General features: G+C 51.1%; 15 protein-coding genes. 8 read left to right on the forward strand and 7 right to left on the reverse strand.

Annotation, left to right across the window (positions count from 1 at the left end; genetic code table 11):
- Nucleotides 1-55 precede the first annotated feature (55 nt).
- Nucleotides 56-1492: a sigma-54 dependent transcriptional regulator gene (locus NTV65_03060; GenBank protein MCX6114183.1), complete on the forward strand. Its 1437-nt coding sequence runs from the start codon at nucleotides 56-58 to the stop codon at nucleotides 1490-1492.
- Nucleotides 1493-1589: 97 nt separating this feature from the next.
- Nucleotides 1590-4163 (forward strand): integrin alpha, encoded by a 2574-nt coding sequence (locus tag NTV65_03065; protein ID MCX6114184.1) that lies wholly within the window; start codon nucleotides 1590-1592, stop codon nucleotides 4161-4163.
- 28 nt (nucleotides 4164-4191) lie between these two features.
- Here NTV65_03065 and NTV65_03070 read toward each other — a convergent pair whose 3' ends face one another.
- On the reverse strand, nucleotides 4192-5553 hold the full coding sequence (locus NTV65_03070; protein MCX6114185.1) for a TonB-dependent receptor: 1362 nt from the start codon (nucleotides 5551-5553) through the stop codon (nucleotides 4192-4194).
- Nucleotides 5554-5744: 191 nt separating this feature from the next.
- Between NTV65_03070 and NTV65_03075 the strand changes: the two genes are divergently transcribed.
- On the forward strand, nucleotides 5745-8078 hold the full coding sequence (locus NTV65_03075) for a hypothetical protein (GenBank protein MCX6114186.1): 2334 nt from the start codon (nucleotides 5745-5747) through the stop codon (nucleotides 8076-8078).
- 12 nt (nucleotides 8079-8090) lie between these two features.
- Here the strand turns inward: NTV65_03075 and NTV65_03080 are convergent, their stop codons facing one another.
- On the reverse strand, nucleotides 8091-8432 hold the full coding sequence (locus NTV65_03080; protein MCX6114187.1) for a hypothetical protein: 342 nt from the start codon (nucleotides 8430-8432) through the stop codon (nucleotides 8091-8093).
- A 30-nt stretch (nucleotides 8433-8462) separates the two neighbouring features.
- On the reverse strand, nucleotides 8463-9254 hold the full coding sequence (locus tag NTV65_03085) for a hypothetical protein (GenBank protein ID MCX6114188.1): 792 nt from the start codon (nucleotides 9252-9254) through the stop codon (nucleotides 8463-8465).
- Between the two features lie 264 nt (nucleotides 9255-9518).
- On the opposite strand from NTV65_03085, the gene NTV65_03090 reads away from it, so the two are divergent.
- Entirely contained in the window at nucleotides 9519-10400 is an 882-nt protein-coding gene (locus tag NTV65_03090; protein ID MCX6114189.1) for a sigma-70 family RNA polymerase sigma factor, read from the forward strand.
- A gap of 8 nt (nucleotides 10401-10408) precedes the next feature.
- On the opposite strand, the gene rsmG is transcribed toward NTV65_03090, so the two are convergent.
- Both rsmG and NTV65_03100 read right to left on the reverse strand, forming a co-directional pair.
- Entirely contained in the window at nucleotides 10409-11101 is a 693-nt protein-coding gene (rsmG, locus tag NTV65_03095; GenBank protein MCX6114190.1) for a 16S rRNA (guanine(527)-N(7))-methyltransferase RsmG, read from the reverse strand.
- Nucleotides 11102-11214: 113 nt separating this feature from the next.
- Nucleotides 11215-12111 (reverse strand): hypothetical protein, encoded by an 897-nt coding sequence (locus NTV65_03100; GenBank protein MCX6114191.1) that lies wholly within the window; start codon nucleotides 12109-12111, stop codon nucleotides 11215-11217.
- Nucleotides 12112-12392: 281 nt separating this feature from the next.
- Here NTV65_03100 and erpA point away from each other — a divergent pair, with 281 nt between their 5' ends.
- The 4 genes from erpA to NTV65_03120 all read left to right on the forward strand — a co-directional run bounded on the left by erpA (nucleotide 12393) and on the right by NTV65_03120 (nucleotide 17923).
- The gene (gene erpA, locus NTV65_03105) at nucleotides 12393-12866 is read left to right on the forward strand and encodes an iron-sulfur cluster insertion protein ErpA (GenBank protein ID MCX6114192.1); all 474 of its coding nucleotides are present in this window, start codon (nucleotides 12393-12395) and stop codon (nucleotides 12864-12866) included.
- Nucleotides 12867-12965: 99 nt separating this feature from the next.
- Nucleotides 12966-13478: a hypothetical protein gene (locus NTV65_03110; GenBank protein ID MCX6114193.1), complete on the forward strand. Its 513-nt coding sequence runs from the start codon at nucleotides 12966-12968 to the stop codon at nucleotides 13476-13478.
- Nucleotides 13479-13616: 138 nt separating this feature from the next.
- Nucleotides 13617-16061 carry a S8 family peptidase gene (locus tag NTV65_03115; protein ID MCX6114194.1) on the forward strand — a complete coding sequence of 815 codons (2445 nt, stop codon included), beginning with the start codon at nucleotides 13617-13619 and terminating at the stop codon, nucleotides 16059-16061.
- Between the two features lie 572 nt (nucleotides 16062-16633).
- Nucleotides 16634-17923 (forward strand): aminopeptidase, encoded by a 1290-nt coding sequence (locus NTV65_03120; protein MCX6114195.1) that lies wholly within the window; start codon nucleotides 16634-16636, stop codon nucleotides 17921-17923.
- 891 nt (nucleotides 17924-18814) lie between these two features.
- Here the strand turns inward: NTV65_03120 and NTV65_03125 are convergent.
- Together NTV65_03125 and NTV65_03130 are read right to left on the reverse strand one after the other, a co-directional pair.
- Nucleotides 18815-20326: a M12 family metallo-peptidase gene (locus NTV65_03125; GenBank protein MCX6114196.1), complete on the reverse strand. Its 1512-nt coding sequence runs from the start codon at nucleotides 20324-20326 to the stop codon at nucleotides 18815-18817.
- Nucleotides 20327-20554: 228 nt separating this feature from the next.
- Nucleotides 20555-22309 (reverse strand): hypothetical protein, encoded by a 1755-nt coding sequence (locus NTV65_03130; GenBank protein ID MCX6114197.1) that lies wholly within the window; start codon nucleotides 22307-22309, stop codon nucleotides 20555-20557.
- Nucleotides 22310-22576 lie beyond the last annotated feature (267 nt).

Here is a 22576-nt window from a genome sequence, read left to right on the forward strand (position 1 = left end):
TTGTGGCCTGGGGGTGCGAAGCCTCAGGGAAGGTTTTTTTGCGGAAAAGGTTTAAATGCAAGAGCGGCGTCGAAAGATCCTGATCGTTGATGATGAACCATCAATCTGCCAATCCTTAAGTCTGATACTCAGAGCCAACTTCGATGTGAGCAGCGCAGTTGATGGAGAGGAGGCGCTGGGGATGTGCGAGTTGGAGCTTCCAGATTTAATCTTGCTTGATATGAAGATCCCTAAGATGGATGGGGTAGAGGTCATGCGGCGACTTAAGGAGCGTGCCTCTAATGTGCCGATCATAGTGTTAACGGGGGGCTCAACTGTTAAGAATATCGTGCATGCTATCAAGAACGGAGCGCACGATTTCATTAACAAGCCATTTGATATCGAAGAGCTTAAAACAAGTATCTCGGTCATTCTTGATGGTCCGTCACAGGTAGTCGAGGATGAAAAAGAGCCAGTGCCAGTGCCTTCGCGACGAGCATTCAATATAGCAGCGGATTTCGGGCCAATGGTTGGTCGATCGTCTAGCATGGCGGCGGTCTTTGCCATGGTAGAGCAGGTTGCGCGTCGTGAGAGCACAGTTCTTATTAGCGGCGAATCGGGAACCGGCAAAGAGTTAATAGCTCGGCAGCTACATGAGCGCAGCCCTCGGCGTAACGGACCGTTTGTAGCCATAAACTGTGCAGCGATCCCAGAGAGCTTAATAGAGTCTGAGCTCTTCGGGCATGAGAAGGGGGCTTTTACTCATGCAATCGAAAGGCGCTTGGGGCAATTTGAGCTTGCAGATCGCGGAACCCTTTTTCTTGATGAGATCGGTGAGCTGAGCCTAGCGGTTCAGGTTAAATTATTGCGATTTCTGCAGGAGCAGGAGTTCTACCGCGTTGGACGCGCAAAGCCGATTCAGATAAATGTGCGAGTTATTACGGCCACAAATAAGCATCTTGAGGAGTTGATTAAAGCCAAGACGTTTCGCCAGGATCTCTTTTACCGCATCAATGTAATTAACATCGCGTTGCCGCCACTACGCGACCGAGTTGATGACATTCTCGGATTAACTGCGCACTTTATTGAAAAATTATCGAGGGCATACGGTGGGCGTATCCTGACGTTCTCAGAGGAGGCGTGCGTGGGACTCTCGTCATATGCATGGCCTGGAAATGTGCGTGAACTTGAGAACGTTGTTGAGAGCCTGCTGGCACTGTGCCCACAGGACCATGTAGAGCTTGCGCATCTACCGATCCGGCTGAAAAACCACAGCACAGTTGAAGTTCCAACGCTGACAGGAGGAGCTGCTCCAAGCCTGGGCTTTGAGGAGGCCGAGCGATTATTTGAGACCGAGATGATCCTGCGCGCGCTTAAACGAGCTAACTTCGTTCAGACACGGGCTGCCGAGATGCTTGGAATTACTCGGCGAATTCTTAAGTATAAGATGGATAAGTTGTGCATCACCGATAAAGGTGAGGTGTTAAATCCGGGCGCGCGGCACGAGAATTAAGGGGGGGGGTAAATAGTTACGAAAGAACTCAAGTTATAGCAAGCTCTTGTCGATACTGTACAATGATATAGTGGGCCGACAGCAGCGAGAGAGATGTATGCGGCATAACTTAAGGGCTTGGATCGTAATACTCGGAGCATCTATGGCTCCGCTGGTTTCGCCCTGCCTTTTTACCCTCAGTTTCTCTTCACAGCGCGCCTTTGCGGAAGCCCCCCTGGAGGTCAAGCCGGAGGGTAATTGGCTAGCAACTATACAAACAAAGCTAGAAGCTGAACAGTACATCCCTAGTAGGCAGATGGTTGGCATCAAGGGCGAACAGCTCAGAGAGCCTAAGTGGCATATTACAAACTACGCACAGGGGCTCAGCTCCTTTGTTAGTAAGGATGGATGGGAGATCGTGCCACGCCCCCTTACAGTAGACCATAAAGATCTAAGTAAGCATAAGCAGGAGCTAACAAAAAAAGAGCGGCACGCTCCAGCTTGGTATTGGCGCTACAGGTTCCTAGCTATTACACGGGGTGCAGCGAGCACAAAGCGCGCAGCACCCTCGATCCATGACGAGAACACGACCGTTTATCTTAATTATCCGAATGCAGTCACCGAATGGTACAAAAACTCTAAACAGGGCATCGAGCAGGGCTTTGAGATTAAGGAGCGTCCGCACACCACTAATAAGGGCGAATTGGTTATAGTGGGAGATATTAAGACCGATCTTACGGTGCTTAATCCTACTAAAGATAAGATCGGATTTACCAAGAACGGCACCGAAGTGTTTCAGTACGCAGGCTTAAAGGTCGTTGATGCTAGCGGTAAAACTCTTCCTAGCTGGCTCTCATACGTCGCAACAAAAACTAAAACTAAAACTAAGCGCAGCGATGAGCTCCATATTCATATCGATGATAGAGAGGCGCTCTATCCAATAACGGTCGACCCCTTAGCATCATCCCCAGCATGGAGCGCTGAGTCGAATCAGGTTAGCGCTCAGTTCGGTTATAGCGTTGCCGGTGCCGGAGATGTTAACGGAGATGGATATACAGATGCTCTTATCGGAGCTTATAACTACAGTAATGGAGCTAGCTCTGAGGGCAGGGTGTACCTTTACCTAGGGGCCTCGACGGGGCTCTCAACCACTCCCCTCTGGACCGCAGAGTCGAATCAAGCCGGTGCCTGGTTCGGCTATAGCGTTGCCGGAGCTGGAGATCTTAACGGGGATGGTTTCTCAGACATTATTGTGGGGGCCCCTTTATACGATAATGGAGAGATCACTGAGGGGCGAGTCTATGTATATCTTGGCTCCGCCTCTGGGCCCTCAGAGGCCCCGTCCTGGACCGTTGAGTCGAATCAAGCTGGTGCCTGGTTGGGTGTTAGCGTCGCCAGCGCCGGAGATGTTAACGGGGATGGATATTCAGATATTATTATTGGGGCCAGTTTCTACGACAACGGTGAGGCTGATGAAGGTAGGGCCTACCTTTACCTAGGTAGCTCAATTGGGGTTTCATCCAGTGCCGAATGGATCGGTGAATCGCAGCAAGCCTCAGCAGAATATGGCCTAAGCGTTTCTAGCGCGGGAGACGTTAATAAAGATGGATACTCAGATGTTATTATTGGGGCGCAGAGCTACGATAATGGTAGTAACGATCAGGGCATGGTCTACCTCTATCTAGGCAGCTCAATGGGGCTCTCATCCAGCGCCACTTGGACCGCAGAGTCGGATCAGGTTAATGGCTATTTTGGCCGGAGCGTCTCCAAGGCCGGAGATATTAACGGGGATGGGTACTCGGATGTTATCGTGGGGGCGCAGGGCTACAGTAACGGTGAGAGCAATGAGGGCAGGGCCTATCTTTACCTAGGTAGCGCAAGCGGACTTTTAACAACAGCCGCTTGGACCGCAGAGTCGAATCAAGCTAATGCTTACTACGGCCGGAAGGTTTCCGATGCTGGAGATCTTAACAGGGATGGATTCTCGGATATCGCTGTAGGGGCGTTCTTTTACGATAATGGAGAGAGTAATGAGGGTAGGGTCTACGTGTATCTTGGTTCCAGCTCTGGGCTCTCAACTAGCGCCGCATGGATAGGGGAGTCTGATCAAAAAGAGGCATATTACGGCGCTGATATCGCCAACGCCGGAGACTTAAATGGGGATGGATTCTCAGATCTAATTGTAGGGGCGGATGGCTACGAAAATGGCGAGACTAATGAGGGTCGGGCCTATTTCTACAAAGGCTCCGATGGTAATGCGCTTGCACCCCCAGAGGTTGAATTTAAGGATAGCCAGGTTGTGATCGTATTGCCAAAGCAGGCGGTGGAGCTTAGTCCTGCGCAGCTTGCCAGATCCATAGCTATGTTGCGGCGAAAATTCGGTCTTTCAAAGCAGCAGGCTAAGCGCGCGCTCATGGATAAAAAGAACCGCATTAAGACCTTTCTCGTTACATATACGGGCTTAGAGAGTCAGGGCTCTGCTGCTACGCAGGACTCGCAGCAGATATCGCTTTCGCCGGGGCGCTCAAATAGCGTGCGATCTAGGAAAAATCGTATCGCACTAAGAAATCTTACGCCAGGTGGAGCCTATACCGTTGCGTACAAGGTTGAGATCTCCCTCAAGAAGCCCAAGGTGGTTCTTGGTAAGACCAGCTCGAGCTCCAGCGTTAACTTTACGGCTCCGATACGCTAAGCGTATGCAGTTTAATTGGAGCTGATTGCTATGCAGCGCTGCGTGGCATAGCGGCGGACTCATCAACCTCGATATCAACGATAATGTTCGACTCAACTAGGAACTGATAGAGGTACTGGTTAACGTATCCGAGCCCGAGGTTCTTGGCGCGCACCATCCCTGATTTAGGAAACTTTATACGAGAGGTGTCGAACTTGATAAGATCTAGATAAAAACTAAATAACTGCGATTCAACGGGATAAACGAGGAGATGCACCTGTTGCTGAAATAGCCTGGCGGATGCTTCGAGGACGCCGCCCTTAAGCAAGGCATAGCGATCGTCCTCAAGCAGCAGGGGTAGGAGTGCGGCGCTTACAACGAATCCGATCGGAGAGCTGGAGTAACGACGCAGATATTGAGTCAGGTGAAAGAATTGAGAGTAGGTGCTGACTAGTATGTTGTGATTCTGCTTGCAGAGCTGCTCAACTACGTCTAGCACCTCTTCATCGGTTGATTGTTGTGCTCTCAAGATGTTGTTTAACGAGATCTCGAGCACATAGGCAGCCGCCTTCTCAGTCTTGCCATCGATGGCCTGCAGACGTTGGTTGCAGCGCTCTGCTAGGTCGGGGAACATATGGTGTAGGGCTCGGAAGGACCCACGCTCTAGCAGTATTGGCCGCTTATGGAAGAACTCAGTTGGGGGTAGGGGCTCCTGCTGTGAGTTAAAGAGGATGGCGTTGGCGAGGCCCTTGCGTAGCAAGGCTACCGTCAAAAGACGGTGATCGAGGTGTGCAAAGAGTGGGCCCGTTAATTCGATATAGTCGACATCAATACGCTCACGCGAGAGGGAGTCCATGAGGCCGAGCAGCAATTTGTCTATATCGTTGTGCAGATAGAATGCGCCGTAGGTCAGGTTGACCCCCAGAATGCCTAGCGCTTCGGATTGCCGAGCACTATCTGTATCGGCCATATTCACATGCAGGAGGATCTGGCAGGGGCTAGCTTTTGGACTAGGTTGAAAGCGAATTCCCATCCAGCCGTGGCTCTCATTGGTGCCGGCAAAATTTATGGTCGAGACGGTATCAGCGAAGGCAAAGAATCCGGTCTCGCTACCGAGGCTCTTCTCAAGACGCTCAATTAGGAGGAGATATTCATGATCCAACATCGCTATTAGGCGTTCCTTAGAGACGTAACGCCCAGCTCGACCGTAGATACTATCACTCACGGTCTGATCGTAGGCCGACATAGATTTGGCGATCGTGCCTGAAGCAGCCCCTACCCGGAAAAACCAACTTGCGACCTCCTGGCCGGCTCCGATCTCGGCAATCGTGCCGTAGCGCGAAGCGTCCAGGTTGATGTGCAGCGCCTTGTGGTGGGGATCCGATGGGTTTGTAGGTGGTTGAGGAATCATATCCATACACAATTACAGTACTCGAACGGGCGGCAATGGCGAAAGAGCATTTCAGATCGGCGAATAAGAGCCGGTATGAGCCAGATGGATCCCCCTAAGCTGATCGTAATAGTCGTAATCAGAAAAGGTGGCACAATCAATTGCGAAACATCTTTCCCCGGCTATAAAACTGCGCTACATGAAGACTCAAGATGCCAAGTCCAAATTTTCCACAAAATGAGCCTGATCGCGGGCCGCGGTTCGATGATCAGAGCTTCACGAGACGGTCGGATATTATAGAATCACCATCAATAAGGGCGCTCTATAACTGCCTTTCTGAGTTTCCTGATAGTGCTATCAAAATAAGGCTGGACAAGGAGCGTAACAAGGGGCCGATTACACCAGAACGTCTGACTGAGATTACTCGTGCTACGAGCGACCTCAGCCCGCTGTTAACGCTTGGTGACGCCTTCTGTAAGATGTTGCACCGTGGGGTCGGCCCGCACTTCGGTGTTTGTATGCCAGCTTTGGTTGATGTTGCCTCCAAGCTGCTTGCTTACAAGGGTGTGGATGCTGAGTATGGAAGAGATATTTCCTATGAGATGTTAAGCGGCGTGCTTGCGGTGTCCTCAAATAGCGTTGAATTGCACAACGGGATAAAGGGCGCACTCGATGCACGAGTGTATCAAGATCTGTCGATCTCAGTTAATAACGGCAATCAGCTTGAACCCGCATATTGGAGCTGTCTCGAACTGTTTGCCAGATACGCGCCGACCCTTGATAGTCTGCAGAGGGTATTGGATACGCACACATTGATCAGAGATCGAATTGATGAGGTAGGCACGCTGCCCTCTGAGGTGCTTTATCGAACGGTTAATGCCGTGTCTTGTAATGACTTTACAGGGGCGTTCAACCTGGTTGTCAACGAGTATCGCTGTTGCTCTGAGAAGCCAACTAGGCAGCTAGACGATGATAATATGCTGCGGTATGCATTCGGCGGCCTAGCAGATGGATCGCTCTCTCAGATCGAGGTGTTGGTAAAGCTCTTTGAGTCTGAGGATCAACATATACTCCACGTCGCAACTGAGGTTGCTATAGCGCTGGGTCAGCATAGCGCCTCTCCTGCACCCACAGAGATTATAAACAGAGTGCGGTGTGCCGTTCTCAAGTTGATTGACCGCACTGCGGAGGATCCGTTCGGTGCTGAGGCTGAAACTGTAGTTATGGCCCAGCGAGCCACGGCGGCTCTTAGTCGAATCGACATAGATCTAAGCGACGTTGAGAGTTATGTTGCTCTGGCTCTTGAGAGGGGATTTAGTAGGGAGTACATACCGTTATTGACGGAGCTTAGCCAGGCGCAGTCATCGATCTTTGGGCAGTGGGCGCTAGAGCCACTGATGGTAGTGCCTGAGATTTTGCAGACGGACCCCCATGCTAAAGAGCCGAATAATTCGCCGATCACCGGGAAGGCGTTATTATCAGAGCAGGACTTGAATGAGGCCTTCGTTGATTATGCGATTGCGATCTCAGAGCAGAGAACGCGCAAACAGGTTTCGGTCATAGCCGCCGAGTTTCAGTTGTTTGTGGATGTTAATTCTAACTGGTTGCAGCCCCGCCCAAGCTCCGAAGGGAGCCCCTTCAACGAGTTGTCACAGGCAGCCGCATTTGTGCGACGGTACTCATTTATGATCTCAAACGGCTTTGAGATGGCGGCTACAAGCCTCATCCCGGAGGCTTTGAGCATCTTTAAGGGAGCTGAAGAGGAGAACTTAAAGGGCAGTAGAACCGTTGAGAAGCTGTATGAGGATTTGGGAGTGGCGCTGGTAAGTAATGCGGATGCAATCTCACAAGATCCGAGGTTGAGAGCCTTTGTGGCTGCACGACTCTCCTCCACAGACTGGGAATTACTGCGCACGTTGCACGATTCAGAGATGTATAATCTTGGTAAAAGTAGTGAGGTAGCAGCGTTGGCAGCGTTGTCGCTGCGTGCTGCTATTGAGGATCTCAGCTCAGAAGAGTATGGGAATTGGAAGAAAGATCTGATAACAACGCTCTCGCGGGAGGGGATGCATCTGTCCAACTTTAGCTTATTGCCCTGTGTTATAGCAGAGCGCAGAGATCCGCAGGCTAGCTGGAGTATGCTTGAGAAGGTTTCGCTTAAGAACCTTTCGGAGGTAGTAATCTGGCCGATTGCGTGCGGTATATCTCTGAACTTATCAGAGGGATATCCAAAATTATTAGCGCTACTGAAATCGGAGAGCGGCGAGAAGATAGCAAAGGGGATGCTTCTAATGCAGGCATTGCGCGATAAATTAACCCCTGAGCAGCGTAATGAGTGCCGGAAAATAGCTTCTATCTACTTAGAGGAACCTGGACAGCTAGGGATGGATGCTTTGGTGACCTATAGCTGTCTGGCGCAGGAGGCTGATGGGTGCCGTGAGGTGCTCTATAGCAAGCCACCGATAGGGATTGATGAAAAGTTGTTCAAAGCCACCCATAATCTGGCGATGGCGAGGGTTCTAAGTAACTTTTTCTTCCCAGCATAACGCAGGCGAGCCTTAGCGCTTCTTGTTGTCGTTTGATGCTTCGATCAAGGAGGCATCTATAACCATCTTAACGGCCTGCTCGACGACCTCCCTCTGGCTCTTGGGAATAACGCCCTGAGCCGTTAGCTTCTCCGCCTCCTCCGAGACTAGGCTCAATAATTTATCGCGCTGCTCAAGGGTGATCGCTCCGAGCGCCCCCGTTCCTGATACTCGCGAAACTCCCGATACCCCACGCACGGAGCCGGTGCCCTTGACCTTGTCGACTTCAGAGACAGACTCCGTAGCCTTGACCCCCTTGGTTGATTGGGAGGATCTGATAGCGCCTATCTTTTTGTCATCCTTCTTTTTTACCATGATGTTTTCAGCTCTCCCATAAGCGATTTTCTATCCACTCACACCCTTTATCACATCTGTAAAGGGGCCCTTAGAGTTCGGTTGTTTAAATCTTGCTATTAAGGTTTTAAGACCTGGACGAACCTTCGGGACGGGGGCAGGTTTGCCCATTGCGAGGCTCTTTTGTAGGTATGCGATCAGAACCTTGTGTTCACGCATGACGTTTAGACCATCCGTATCCCATTCAGTTGCGATGGTTCTTAGCGATAAGCCATCCCAATAAACTCGGTATAGCAACCACTGATGCAAGGGCTCTAAAGCCGCCATAACAGTAACCATCCGTTTGTAGTCGAGTAGATCGTCCGGCAACGGATCGTTTGCAATCGCCTGCCTGGTCGCAACGACGCTGGCGCCCACGAGCAGCTCTCTAATAGCCGATCTCATATCACCATCGTCGTTTCCCGACCCCTCGCGGATCGGTAGACGTCCCTCGCGCATCTCTGGAAACACCCCGTACAGTTCGGCGGAGATATCTCGGGCACGCGCCTCGGCGCTGCTCTTATTTGGGGTGCTGCGGCTCCAGCCCTTCGATTTGCGGGCGGCATCGGTGGAGGCCTCGTGGATGCGTCTACGCGCATAGCCTCGAAAGGGAATGCCGCGTGTTGGATCGAAACGGCGCGAGCAGAAGATTAGCGCCTCCATAGCAGCACCGTCTAACCCATCAAGTCGCCAGTCCATATTCCAGGCGCGCGCCACAGCTCGGGCGATGCTTTCAGCCCAGCCGTGGTTCTCGATCACCAGGTCATTAGCCTGCTCTTCGGAAAGAGTTACGCGCTCCCCCACACCGTCCCCCGCATGTATTTATTGGGTCTAAGAATATCTCAGAGCTCCACCTCTCACTTGGAGCTATCGGCCATAATCCTTATAAAACTTAAGTACTTATCTGGACAGTATAGCTTAAAATTCAATCCATTCAAATAGTTATCTTTTTTTAGAAGCAATTTGGTGTTTCAGGTGGAAGAGGGGGGGAGCATGTCGTTTCACATTTTTCGGCATGTAGATGGTTTTTAGAATAGCTAACTATAACTAGATATAGAGAGGAATAAGATGAGAACAACTTCAAGCAGGGTATCGAAGGAGAGCGATAGCAGCGGAGCTGTTGCAGCCAAAATTGCCCAAAAAACCGCTAAGAAGAGCGTTCTTAAGCTAGTTAAATCCCAAGCTAATTCAGATGGTACACCAACCCCCCTTCAGCAAGAGGCGTTGATCATTAAGTATCGTATCAAGGCCAGAAAGTTAGGGCGTAGTATTCTTCGTCGTTGGCACGCTCGCATGGAGCTCGATGAGGTCGATAGCATCGTAGATCTTTCGTTGTGTGAAGCCGTTAAGCGCTTTAACCCTTATAAGGGCGCAAGCTTTATGACCTTTCTTTTTTATCACCTCAAGGGCAACCTGATTCGAGCAGTTACGACGGCCGCCGCCGCATGCTCTATTCCAACCGTATGGGAGCAGGGAGGGGAGGTTGCTGAGAAGGGTGATGGAGATTCGATGGGCGAGTTTCAATTACGAGGCATTAACTCAGCCGAGATCGCAGAGGCAGTAACTAGCCAAGAGGCCCCACAGCCGGACGATGTCCTGTGGCACAAGGAGTTGAACGACAGAAGCTCACTTGCTTGTGAGAAGTTGGACGCATTGGAGCGTGAGATTATTAAGCGTATCTTTATCCATGAGCAGCAAATTATGGATATCGCTACCTCGCTTGGATACAGCCGATGTCATATCTCAAGAATAAAGAAGAAAGCTCTTGAGACCCTGCACGCTGAGTTAAGTAGTTCAATGAACAATGATGATTTAGGACACCGTACCTCAATCGAGAATGACTCGGAGGAGCTAGGGCAGTGCGTAGCAAATCGCAAGGCTATTCACCGTCGTCGTCCACGCGCGCGAACACGTCGTAACGAGGAGTTCGTGCCTGCTAAGGCGGCTTAGTAACGTAGCTATTCAACTCTGGGAAATTTCTTGTGGGTTGCGCGCTTTTTCGGGATAACGATTAAGTGTCGCACGATCTCTGTTCCCGGTAGCTTAACGGCATGCACCTGAGGAACGTCTCCACCAAGCTCTCGAATAAGATCCTCTGTACCTGAGATTTCAGCCTCAAAGCTACTGCCCTTTAGGGCGATCGCCTGACCGCCGATCTTTACTAGCGGTAGCATTAGCTCAATCAGGAGCGGGAAGGGCGCTAGCGCGCGTGAGGTGACCAGATCATAGCGCTCACGGTGTTGTGGGGTGCGTGCCAGCATCTCGGCTCGTCCGTGTATCCCTGAGACATTAGTGATACCACAGGCGTGCGCGGTCTCGCTGGCAAAGCGCACCTTCTTTGCTGTGGCATCAAGCAAGGTAATTGAGCTAGCAGGAAGTAGCGCAGCAAGTGGAACTCCTGGAAACCCAGCCCCCGTACCGATATCGAGAAGGCGCAAATTGGCGGCTTTATCTAGGACCGTTAAAGTGGCGAGAGAGTCCAACAGATGCAGCGAAACGTAATCGCTACGCGCAATGCGGGTCAGGTTAAAGCTCTTGTTGGTAAGCTCAAGGTTCTCAAGGAAGAGTAATAACGCATCTATCTGTGTTGATGATGCAGAGAGGCCCAACGTCTCAATCCCTTTCTCTAGCTCCAATCGTTCGTTAATCATGCGCTCTTCTGGTAGGTATAATTCAAGGCGTATTGTCTAATCTGAAAGGCAACACTACACCGAACGGAGGTGAATGAGAATGAGATCGTATGAGAGCTATTAGAGATGTCTGATTATACCGCTGGCTCAGGTAGCGCTGCCCATGTTTTTAGGCTCTCACCCAGTTTCTCTTCGAACTGCTCAAGGGTGAGTCCGAAGGCCTCTCTAAAAGCCGTCGAGCGCTCTGTACCGGTTCGCAGCAGGGCTAGGTAGGCACCGATCTTTGAAAAGCCGAAGGCGTGAATTAGCGCCTTTGTTGCCAGTAGTGATTGTGCATATGCGGCCGGTACCATGTCGGAGTTAAGCTTTGTAAAGCCCCCCTGTAGCAGGCTTAGAGCGACCGGCTCATTTGACTTTAGCCACGTACGCAGCGCCTCGCGTAGGGCCGGATTCTCATAGCCCTCGGACCACTGCGCGATGCCCTCATCGATCCAACCAGGAATCTGCCCCTCTGAGAGTGCAGAGAGAACCGCGTGCGTGAACTCATGCTTAACGGAGCGGTGCAGGTTTTCAACGTCGACCGGTTTAGTATTTGAGAGGGGGATGATTATCTGTCCACGAAAGAACATGGCGTTGGTCCAGCCTGGCGCCCCGGTGAGTTCGTAGAATGCAGTCTCGTCCATCAACCTAATCGAGCTGCTAAAGGCTGGGATTGTGCTAAATAAATCGGTGTATTCAGCGTGTGTTTTGTTTAACGCTTGAACGAGCTGATCCGCTAGGTCCGACCACTGCGAGGGCGAGATTAGGGTCAGCTTACTACCGTTTGCTAGAACTACTGGGGTAAAGCGTAAGAAGGGGGCCTGGTCTGCGCTGGCGTAGCGTGCCCGCTCAGGTGCTTGAGCATCCTGTTTCCCCTGTCTTCGGCCATCAGCAAAAGCGATTCCAACGTAGAGGATGACACCGAGCGCGAGCGCCATAACAGAGGTGCTTATGGCAGATCTAATAGTGGGGGCCGTAATCCAGCGTCGCATACCATGCTCCGTTTTTCATTGCGGAGAGTGAGGCTCTGTTGGATACGGCTTAAGAACGAGCATCCCCTCTTACATGGAATGTCGGCTTTTTTGCCTATAAACATGAGAACTCCCTTAAACGAGCTATTCTAGCCACGCAACCCATTGAAATAGTGGGCAAGAATCAGAGAGGGTAGATTGGAGCGTATAGCGAAAAACGAGCCAAGCCCTTGTGAAGAGGGTGTGTTTTTCAGTATACTAGAGGTATTACCGGCAATACCCTTTAAGGATAGGTAGAGATTATGAGTTCAAATGCAGGTTCATGTGGTGGTGGTTCATGTGGCAGTAGCTCAAGCAGTGCTAGTTCAACAGGCACTAGCTCATGCAGCAGCGGAGCCGCTCTTAAGAACGTAGCCAGCCAGCCAGAGGGCGAGTTTGTACCCTCAGATGAGATGCCGGTGCTCTTTACCCCATCAGCTATTGATGCCGTGGCTAAGGCGCTTAAGGACGAAGGCGAGGATGGAGATTTTCTACGCATATCGGTAGTTGGTGGTGGATGCTCCGGTTATCAGTACGGATTAGATTTTGATAAAGAGGAGCGCATGGGCGACCTAGCGCTCGAGTTGAACGGTGTAAAGGTGGTTGTTGATGCGGTTAGCGTTGGCTATCTACGAGGTACCGTTGTTGATTACGTATCGGGTCTGAACGGAACCGGATTTCAATTTAAGAATCCGAACGCCAAGCGCACCTGTGGATGCGGTAGCTCGTTTAGCTAAGGGAAATCCCTAGTCACGAATGTATTTAAAGCATGACTAGCATCGCTTTAAGGTGGTATATTGCGCAGTTCCAACCTTAATCAAGTAGAGGTGCTGGGTATGATGCCAAAAACGCTTTCAATCGTTATTTCCATCACAATTGTGCTGGCTGGGTGTGGTTCTAGTTCGCAGCAGCGTGGCTCGATAGCCGATGTAGTAGGTGCCACAGCACTTGGGCTTGAGGTCGCAGAGACCACGCAGGACCAGGCTCGTAATGAGGTATTGAGCACTCCGACCGAATTTGATCTTACTATCGAGCAGGATACCTATTCGTGGGAACGGGCTAGGTTCTTTCTAGAAAACTATGTCCAGGCTGCACAGGCACCAGCTATTCCGGTAACAAAGGTGGTCGGTTCCCGTTGGGCACTCTCCAGCCCCCCTAGTAGTGGTCACTATGTGTATGAGGTATGGAGGGAGGCGATTCCAGATGGGTTTCACTACTCAGTTAAGTGTCTTGCAAGTAGCGATACAGCCGACCAATCACAGGCTCTACTTAACTCGGCAAATTTAGCCCGTTTTGTCCGCGATGGGAAACTTGAGGTTTCTTTGCTCCCAGTAGATACGGGGCGATAATGGGAGCCCACGTGAGTAGGAGAAACTCTTACGTACAGCAAGGGACATAATACCTCTAAAGTTAATATAGTTTCTGCCGATATGAAGAGGCGATAGCAAGTATTTTGTAGTGATTGGAGCGATAGTTCGTACCCAGGCATGCTACGCTTAACGGATAGATCTAAGTTAAGGGCGTTTATAGGAGTAGTTCTAGCTGCTGTGTCGCCATACTGCCTAGCGTCAGATGCTAACGCAGAGCCCCTGAGGGTCTTTCCAGGGCAGTACATTGTAACCCTTCCTACAGTTAGCACTGTCCATGGCAGCGCCTTGGCGCTAGCCTCCAGCCCCTTTATTGACCTCGATCCACAGCACGGGCAGGTGAAAGAGGTGCTCAGTTCAGACACGGTGCTTATAGCTGGGGTGCCGGGGGTGATGGTAGCTGGGCAGGTTGCTGCGTTGAGTATGCCAGATGCCGATGGAGCCGTGCCCTATGAGCCGCAGAACGACTACTGCAAGCAATTATTAGCCACAGGGGATATCGCCTCCTGTTCACCAAACTACCTTGTGTCTGTACTGGATCTTGTCCCAGACGATCCATCGTATCAATCGATGTGGGGATTAAGCGATGCAGAGGGGATCTCCGCCGCACGAGCGTGGGATCTATCGACCGGATCGGATGCGACCGTGGTGGCAGTAATTGATACCGGCGTCGATTATACGCACCCTGATCTGGCGGCAAATATCTGGGTTAATCCGGGAGAGATCGCCGCAAACGGAATTGACGATGACGGTAATGGATATATCGACGATCTACACGGTATCAATGCAGTCGATGGCGCACTGAATCCTGGAAACCCCTTCGATGATCACTATCACGGCACGCATGTGGCAGGCACGATTGGGGCGGTTGGTAACAATGGGGTGGGAGTCGTTGGGGTAAATCATCGCGTCAAGATTATGGCGCTAAAGTTTATCGCCGCAAGTGGTAGTGGGCAGCTTGCGGATGCGATCAAGGCGATCGACTACATGGTCAATATGAAGGTGCTCTACGGTATCAATGTTTTGGTATCAAACAACTCCTGGGGTGGAGGGGGATACTCGCTAGCGCTTCAACAGGCGATTCAGCGCGCACGTTCAGCAGGAATAATCTTTGTAGCGGCTGCTGGAAATGAAGCGAGTGATACCGATGCCTGGGAGACTTATCCAGCCGCGTACGAGGTTGATAACGTGGTTTCGGTTGCCGCCCTTGGACAGGATCAACGCCTGGCGAGCTTTTCAAACTACGGGGAGAGCTCGGTCGATATAGCGGCACCCGGGGATGGGATCTTAAGCACCTTGCCAGCGAATACCTATGGGAACCTCTCTGGCACCTCAATGGCAACGCCGCATGTAGCGGGGGCGTTAGCGCTTCTCTTTGCGCGCGAACCAGGGCTCTCATTCCTAGAGGCGATCGACCGACTATACCTCACGGGTCGCGAGCTGCCGAGCCTTTATGATTCAGCTAGGGGGGTGCCCCTCGTCAGAACGCAGCGCACTCTGAACGTTGCGCGTATGCTATATAACGAGGCTTCGCCACTACCTACTCCAATCGCGGGTAGCGAGCCGTGTCGGTACGATCTGCAATTCACCAACCTAATTAATGCTGGTGATGTTGATACCTCGGCTGACGAATCGCCGATAATAAATCAGGTGGACGAGGGGGAATTCTACCCCGTCGATCTGCCCTTTACCCTGCCGTTCTTCCGCACTAGCACTAACAAGATATGGATCTCACCGAACGGAACGGTTTATAGCAAGGAGCCGACGGGCTTCGATTACAGGATCTCGGCACGTGCGCCGATGAATTCAATAGCAGGCCTCCATACCGATCTAATACCTAGAGCCGCTGACCAGGGGGTGCGGGTACAGGTGGCTTTAGAGAGGGTCACGATTATGTGGCGTTCTGAGCACTATAACTTTCCGGGGCAGGGGGTTATCACCCTGCGAACAACTATATTCAAATCTGGCGCCATTTCGACCTCGGTGTTCTTTGAAGGTGCGGACTCCGGGTTAACGCTACGGGCAAAGGTACTTGGTAACCCCTTCTCCTCGCCGCAGGTTGAGCCGGTAGGTGTCGTTGGAATAACGGGCTCACCCATTAGCACCTTCTCTTCGACTGCGAACCTATTCACCGTTCAACAGGGTTTGATCTCGTCATCCTCCGAGCTTCTCGCTCTGGGGGGCAGTATGAGCTCACTCTGCTCCGTTAATCCCCCCGATCCATCTGATGATGACCCGCTCATCACAGTTTCAAGTATTAATCTTCACAAGGGGCGGCGTGGGCCGAACGCTATCAGGCTAAATATCGGGCTAGAGGGTACAGGAACCGGCAGCGTGCCGGTTACGTTCGCCATCAATGATGTTACATGTAATGGCGAGATTGCAGCCCAGCTAGTGAATGGCAGCAAAAAGTTGTCAGCAAAGGTTCCTAATAGGGTAGCTAGGCTCGTCGTAAGAGCCTCCGAGGTAGAGGCGCGCGCACGTTTTAATGCGAGCTCCTCCGCGCCCTCTACTGCTCGTATCGCGCGTCTCTGCACGAAGCTCCTAAATAGCATCAGGCAATGATGGTTCCTCACCGATAAGTGTGGGTATATTAGATGGAAAACCCCTGCGCGGGAACGTGAACCGCTTCCCGTTACCTGCTCCCGCTCCGATACCGGTTAACCCTTAAAAACCAGCTTTGACAGCATGGCCGCCAAATGGAGGTGGCGGCGCGACGCAACTGGTTGACAATATCGCTGTTTCCGTTCGGGAGGAGGCGAATAACACTAATAACCTATTCAGTAATTCAACCGACTTTTGATAGACTTAGAGCTTTTCATGACAAAACATATCTTCTATTAATCGGTTCTTTTCAAGATAAGTTTCCGCTACCCGAGCGGGAGCAGGTAACGGGAAGCGGTTCACGTTCCCGCGCAGGGATTCAGCATCCATTATCTTACATTCTTCGACCGGCTTTTCTTCCAACTGCCGCGCATAGTTATGCCATCATCCAGTAGCTTCCCACCCACACTTATTGGTGAGGAACCGCAATGATTAGTATATAGATCCCCCTGCCGACCTTCTGTCTTGCATGCTATTTAGTATGTATTGAGCAACACGCCTCTATTTTGGAGAGCTTTAGTAGGAGATTACGTATGACCGAACCAGCAAATCATGTTAGCCCCTATCTTTTTCACCCCGACCTCTCTGAGAGCCTTGGACGCTACGCCCAGTTAATCGTTGCGCACGGTCTTAATGTTCAGCCAGGACAACTGGTGCAGGTTATGAGCGAGGTCTACCACCGACCGCTATTGCAGGCGTTGGTTAGTGAGATGTATCAGCGCGGGGCTGGATTCGTGCATGTAGAGCTAAGCGATCCGTTGTTGCAGCGCGCCAGAATTCAAGGCTCACGAGCAGAGTTTCTAAGCTCTACCCCCGCCTTTTACACGGCTAAGTTCAGGGAGCTGGTAGATACAGAGGCAGCGAACCTAAAGGTGCTCGGGCCTGAGTTTCCAGACTACCTCTCGGATCTAGATCCACAGGCCGTTAATCAGGTTCGCAAGGCGACATATCAAGCAGCCAAACATTTTTATACTGAGGGCATCGAGCGCTCGAAGGTGCATTGGTGTGTCGTTGCTGCGGCGACTCCGGCCTGGGCCATGCGGGTTTTTCCGCATCTTTCAGAGAGTGCTGCGGTGCTTCGTCTTTGGGAGGAGATCTTTCGGATCTGTCGGGTTGATAAGCCGGACTTTATGGAACGCTGGGATCTTCATAATCAGATCCTTACTAGGCGTGCCCAAGAGCTTACGGAGCTAAATATTCGGCAGCTTAGGTTCATTGGACCGGGGACAGATCTGGTTGTTGGGCTCTCTGAACGTGCTGTGTTTTGTGGTGGATCGGCGCACTCTCCGAAGGGGCATTCCTTCGAACCGAATCTGCCTACAGAGGAGTGCTTTACAACCCCAGATTGTAGGCTCACTAACGGAATAGTTAGCGCTACCCGCCCATTCTTAGTCAATGGAACGATGGTAAAAGGGCTTATAATAACCTTTAAAGACGGGGAGATTTCGCATTTTGAGTGTAGTGCAGGTAAGGCTGCGCTCGAGGCGTATCTGAAGAGCGATGCTGGTGCAAAGAAGCTGGGAGAGGTTGCGCTAGTAGGTACAGATTCCCCCATATTCCAGAGTGGGTTGGTCTTTGAGGAGATCCTGTTTGATGAGAATGCGGCGTGTCATATTGCTGTCGGTTCCGCCTATAAGAGTTGCCTTGAGGGGGGTGCGGATCTGAGTGAGGCGCAATGTAGAGAGATCGGTTGCAACTCCAGTTCGGTGCATACCGACATAATGATCTCTTCAGAGCAGGTGGATGTGCGTGCAACACTAGCAGATGGGGAGCTCTTAACGTTGATCGAGCAGGGGCGTTGGGTCGGAAGCTTCGCGGTTTAATAGATTCGATCGGCGTGCGTTAGGAAGCATCGATGAACATCGATGAAACTATTCTAAGAATCTGTGAACCCTTTTTCAGATCTATGATCATCAAATAAGTACTTGCCAATTTTGGCAAGCGATGCGACCCTCTCCTTAATGTTGACTTCTTCGTTGCTCACTGACCTTCTTCGAATCGAAGAAAGGTACGAAAGGTGAGTGAGCAGCGAAGTAAAAAAGAGGCGAGCGCATTAGCACCGCCTTCAAAGGACGACAGATAAACGCCGCTAGTTGTTTTGTTGTAGGTACGTTGGTGGCGAAGTTCTTAGAAGGTTGATCGGTAGTTAAGCGGTGGGGGAGTCGGACAGTAAAGCCCTCCGGTTACTATCGAAAGCTGCAGGAGGTTTCGGCTAGCAGAAAGATAATATCTTTCCTAAAGCTGAAAAATTTTGCAGCATGCGTGAAGCAGTAAAGTTAAGCCCCTAAACTTATCGTTCGATAAGACGGGGCATAAAGCTTCTTTAAGCATAAAGCGTCAGGCCCTCCTTACAATTGGAGGTGCCCCGCAAGGCTTGAGGAGATATAGTTTCGGTCAAGCGTTGTTAACAGCTTGCGGGATTCTCCCGTTGAGAGGTTGCAGGTGAGATCGGTATACAAACGTAGACAGCGATTGGAATTAGTTCCGTCGCTATCAACACTGGAGAAAAATATGGCAACTAAGAAAGCAACAAAGAAGACCACCAAGAAAGTAGCAGCAAAGAAGAAGACAACAAAGAAGGCTGCTAAGAAGAAGTAAATAGACGCTTAACGTCTTTTTACTACGCCTCCCGGCCCTTTCGAGGGTTGGGGGGCGTTTTTTTTTGTTCGAGGCTCAGGCTATAGGATCTAAAAAAGCTCGAAATCAAAACGCCGTTAGCGAAGAAAGTTTCTATGGAGCTGCGTAAGCCACGCACTTCCATTCGGTGCATCTGAAGAGAGCTCTCCGATATTTTGAATGGTAAGGATCTCGTTCTCACTAGAGACCGTTCCGGATGGGCAGGTTAACTTTAGTTTGAACAATAGTTGCTGCTTTTTAGTAGGGGCGATCGGTGCGAGCGTTGTAAAGGAGAGCTGCGAGCCCCCGTAGTTAGGAGTAGTACTGAGGGGCGCACTAACGATCGTCTTAAAGTTGCCACTGCGAATGCCGTTAAGTAACGGTACCGCCATAAGCTGCACCTCGCACATTTCACCGAGGGCGCTCGATAGGGAGATGGTTGCAGAGAATGAGGTTTCGCTAGTATCAGCCAGCGAGAGCTGTGCTCTGTTAAGCCGCCCCGGCTTAATACAGCTGGTTGGTTTGGCGACAAAGGTATGCATGTTCCCTAAGGCCGTGGTCGAGAAGTGATCGTGTGCCGACGATATGGCTGGATTCATAATAGAGTATAGCTCTGAGTCGTGTTCTGCCCCTAAGTTATGCCCGATCTCATGGGCCGCCAGTATCGGCTGGAGCGCGGTTGGTACGGCGCGCGATAGCCCGATGTTAAATCGTCCATAGGCATAGCAGGCGCTCCCAACATAGGCGATACCGATAGTTGACCCTGTTACCGCACGGTCGGTAAAGAGATGATGAATATCTGCATTTAATTTGGAGGCTAGGGTGCGCTGCCGAAAGAGCTCAAGTAGTGCGGTTGCTGCTATAGGAGCGCTCTGTGCGCTGCTAGGGCTAGCTACGCTTTGTCGGACGATCTTAAGACGAACTCCGAGTGTGCTCGTATAGAGCACCTCTGTGGCATGCAGCACGGCGCGAATGTAGCCGTTAGTATCAGGGAAGCGTTGAGAAAATTCGGCATCAGCATGCGTTGCTACCTCCAGTATGCGGGGAGGGATGAATGGAGTAGGGGCGGAGTCTCCTGCCAGCAGGTTAAGTGATGCAGGAGTAACGTTTGTCCGCGCACTTTGAGCTTGCTGCTGCTCCCCGTTGCCGCACGGAACTGATTTAGTACGAGCCTTTGAGAGCCGCAGGTCGGAGGGGGTTAGCGTACCGTTTCTCTCTGTCAGGATAAAGGATGCGGCTGCAGGTAGTCCGGTACGGGAGGAGGTGTAGAAGAGTAACGTTCTTTTACCAAGCTTGGTGGCGGCAACGGGGGAGTTTGAGCCACGGCCCCTGCGTGGACGGGAGGCGCCGCGTAGCTGTAACTCGTCAGCGCTGTGTTCATAGTCAGTCTTATAGTCAGTATCACGGTGTAGGACGAACTGTTCTAGTCCCTGTGGGGTATGAAGTGAAAGAAAGATCGCTGTGGAGGTGCGACTCTCCGTTAGGTTATTTAGAGTCCCTCGCACTTTGGGCTGTGCAGTAAGTGGTGTTGCAGAAAGAGACAGAAGCGCCAGAATAGATAGTAGCAGGGTTCTGTAGATGGTTATTGTATGTCGGTAATTAAGATTCATGGAATCCCCACATGAGTCGCTGTCGTAGCGACGTTTCCCTATAATCCGGAGCTGTAAAAAGGTTTTAACAGAGGTATAGGTGCTAAGCTAGTTTTAGGGGAGTTGTGTTCTGTTTCGTGCTAGATCGGCCTTCAGATAGCCAGGATAGCTATGCGGCGAAGCCCCAGGGAGCGCCATTATTCAGAACGGCAATAGTTGATTTAGCTTAGTAAATAGTGAGTTACAGATTTATCGATCAAATCCGATACTGCTCGAGGTATTTTGAGCGCCCACCACCTCGCTTCTAAGGCGCGCTCCGAAGAGCTGTCCCGCTGCAAAGATAACGCGAGGCTCCCCAGACTTACTACCATCCGGGCCATCTCTTAGAGGGACGGCTATATCGATACGCACTATTCCGCCACCAGTTGCTCGTGGGAAGCAGAGACGTAAGCCAACTCCAATATCTCCGTAGAGATCGTCCGTGAGCATACTACCTAGGGACTCGCGCGAAGCGGAGCCCACATCAATAAACACCGCCGTACCTAAGCTGACGAGTTGCAATACATCGTCGGCGAGATGAGAGCGCTCCTCTAAGTTAAGCACGACGCGCTTGTCCCCCTCAAAGGTATTTATCTCGTATCCGCGCAGTCCGGTATCGGCACCAAGGAGTAGCTGTCGGTCTCGGTCAAGCTTATTGCCGAAATCGATGTAGAATTGGCTTGCAAGGGTATGTCGTCCGAGGAAGCGTTGCCCCATAAAGAGGTCTCCGATCACGGAGTAGTACTTCGCTTCAGCTCTAATCAGGGAGTTGTTTACGGTGTCCTGTTGTACCCTGGTAGAGCCCCCAACCTCACCCCGTAGGAACGATTGATCAGAGGTGCGCCAGCCACGGCTGCGGTTTAAGCTCGGCAGCGCCGCATTATCTAATGAGCCGAGTGAGCGCGGTGCTAGTTGTAGCTGAATTAAGGACTCATCTCCCAAATTATAGTCCTCAGGACGATCGAATTTATCGATATAGTTCATCGTAATAAATCTCGGTGCAATGGTCTGATATTGCAGAACGGGGCCGCTAAATCGTCGATTAGATGGCAGGTCGGCTGGATTATTACTGACCGTGGCTGGATCTAGGTCGAGGTCCTGATAGTCCTCTAACGAGGCCTGATAGAAGTTGGCGTTGGTATAGGCGTATCCTACTGAGTATCTCTGCGAGAGGATGGTCTGGCCCTTGTAGATACCGGTAAATGGATCGTCGGCTGGAGCTGGCTGGGCGCTCGGACCGGCAAAGGTATAGAGCGCTGAGAAGTCATCGAGGTGCTGACGAAAGATGTAGTTCTCAGTTCCGGCATCCCAGAGTCGTCCAACGGTATTTTGCTTACCGGTATTAAAGGACCAGGCATCGCGCTGCTCAAGACTTCTAAAGGGCAGTCCATAACCAGCCTGAAATACAGTTCCATCGGAACGGTTGGCGGCAGCCAGAATGATGTTTTTGCGGGTTCCGAGAAACTGCGGATCGGTGAGCGCTATATTGTAGGACTTTCTGGAGGCCTGCTCCTGATAAATGGTCTCAAGACGGGTCGCCTTTCCGAATAGGTTGGAATCGGAGAGTCCGATGCCGCGGTTGCTTTGGCCTGTGCCTGAGGAGTAGCTCAGGTACGGAATAAGGGTCCAACTATCTTGTGCCGAGATCGATACATCCACCGCATCACCATCGAAGGTTGGAACTACGCGTATTTGGCGCAGGTAGCGTTGTAGACGGAGGTTGCGTTCGGTCTGTTTGATTAGATACGGGTTAAAGCGATCACCCTCTTTGAAGAGTAGCTCTGTACGAATAACGCTCTCGTGGGTCTTGTACTTAAGTTGATTAGCTAGGCGGTAACCAGCGCTCGATGTATCTTCGAAGATACCCCCAATCTTTATCGTAATATTTCGGATGTAGCGCTGCCCAGGTTTAACCACATATGGAGTGGGGGGTTGAGCGTAGCTGTGCGAGAGCGTTAGAAGCATTAATAGGAGGGAACTCCAAAAATATTTAGACATAACTTTGAATATAAGATGCCCTAGCGATAAGGTTTATTACCCTATCAGATTGCTGCTTTGTCTAATACTTACGATGCTATAATCGAAGGTTATGTTGCTTGAAGACACCCTCTTGTATGATCTTTTATATGTATCCTGGAGGCGCAAGCTCTGCAAAGAAAACTACCAGCATTAGCGCTAATCAATCAGCGTTCTGAAGGCGCGCGTGCAATCGTCTTTGTAATTATACTTAAC

Source organism: Pseudomonadota bacterium, assembly GCA_026390555.1.
Taxonomy (GTDB): domain Bacteria; phylum Bdellovibrionota_C; class UBA2361; order UBA2361; family OMII01; genus OMII01.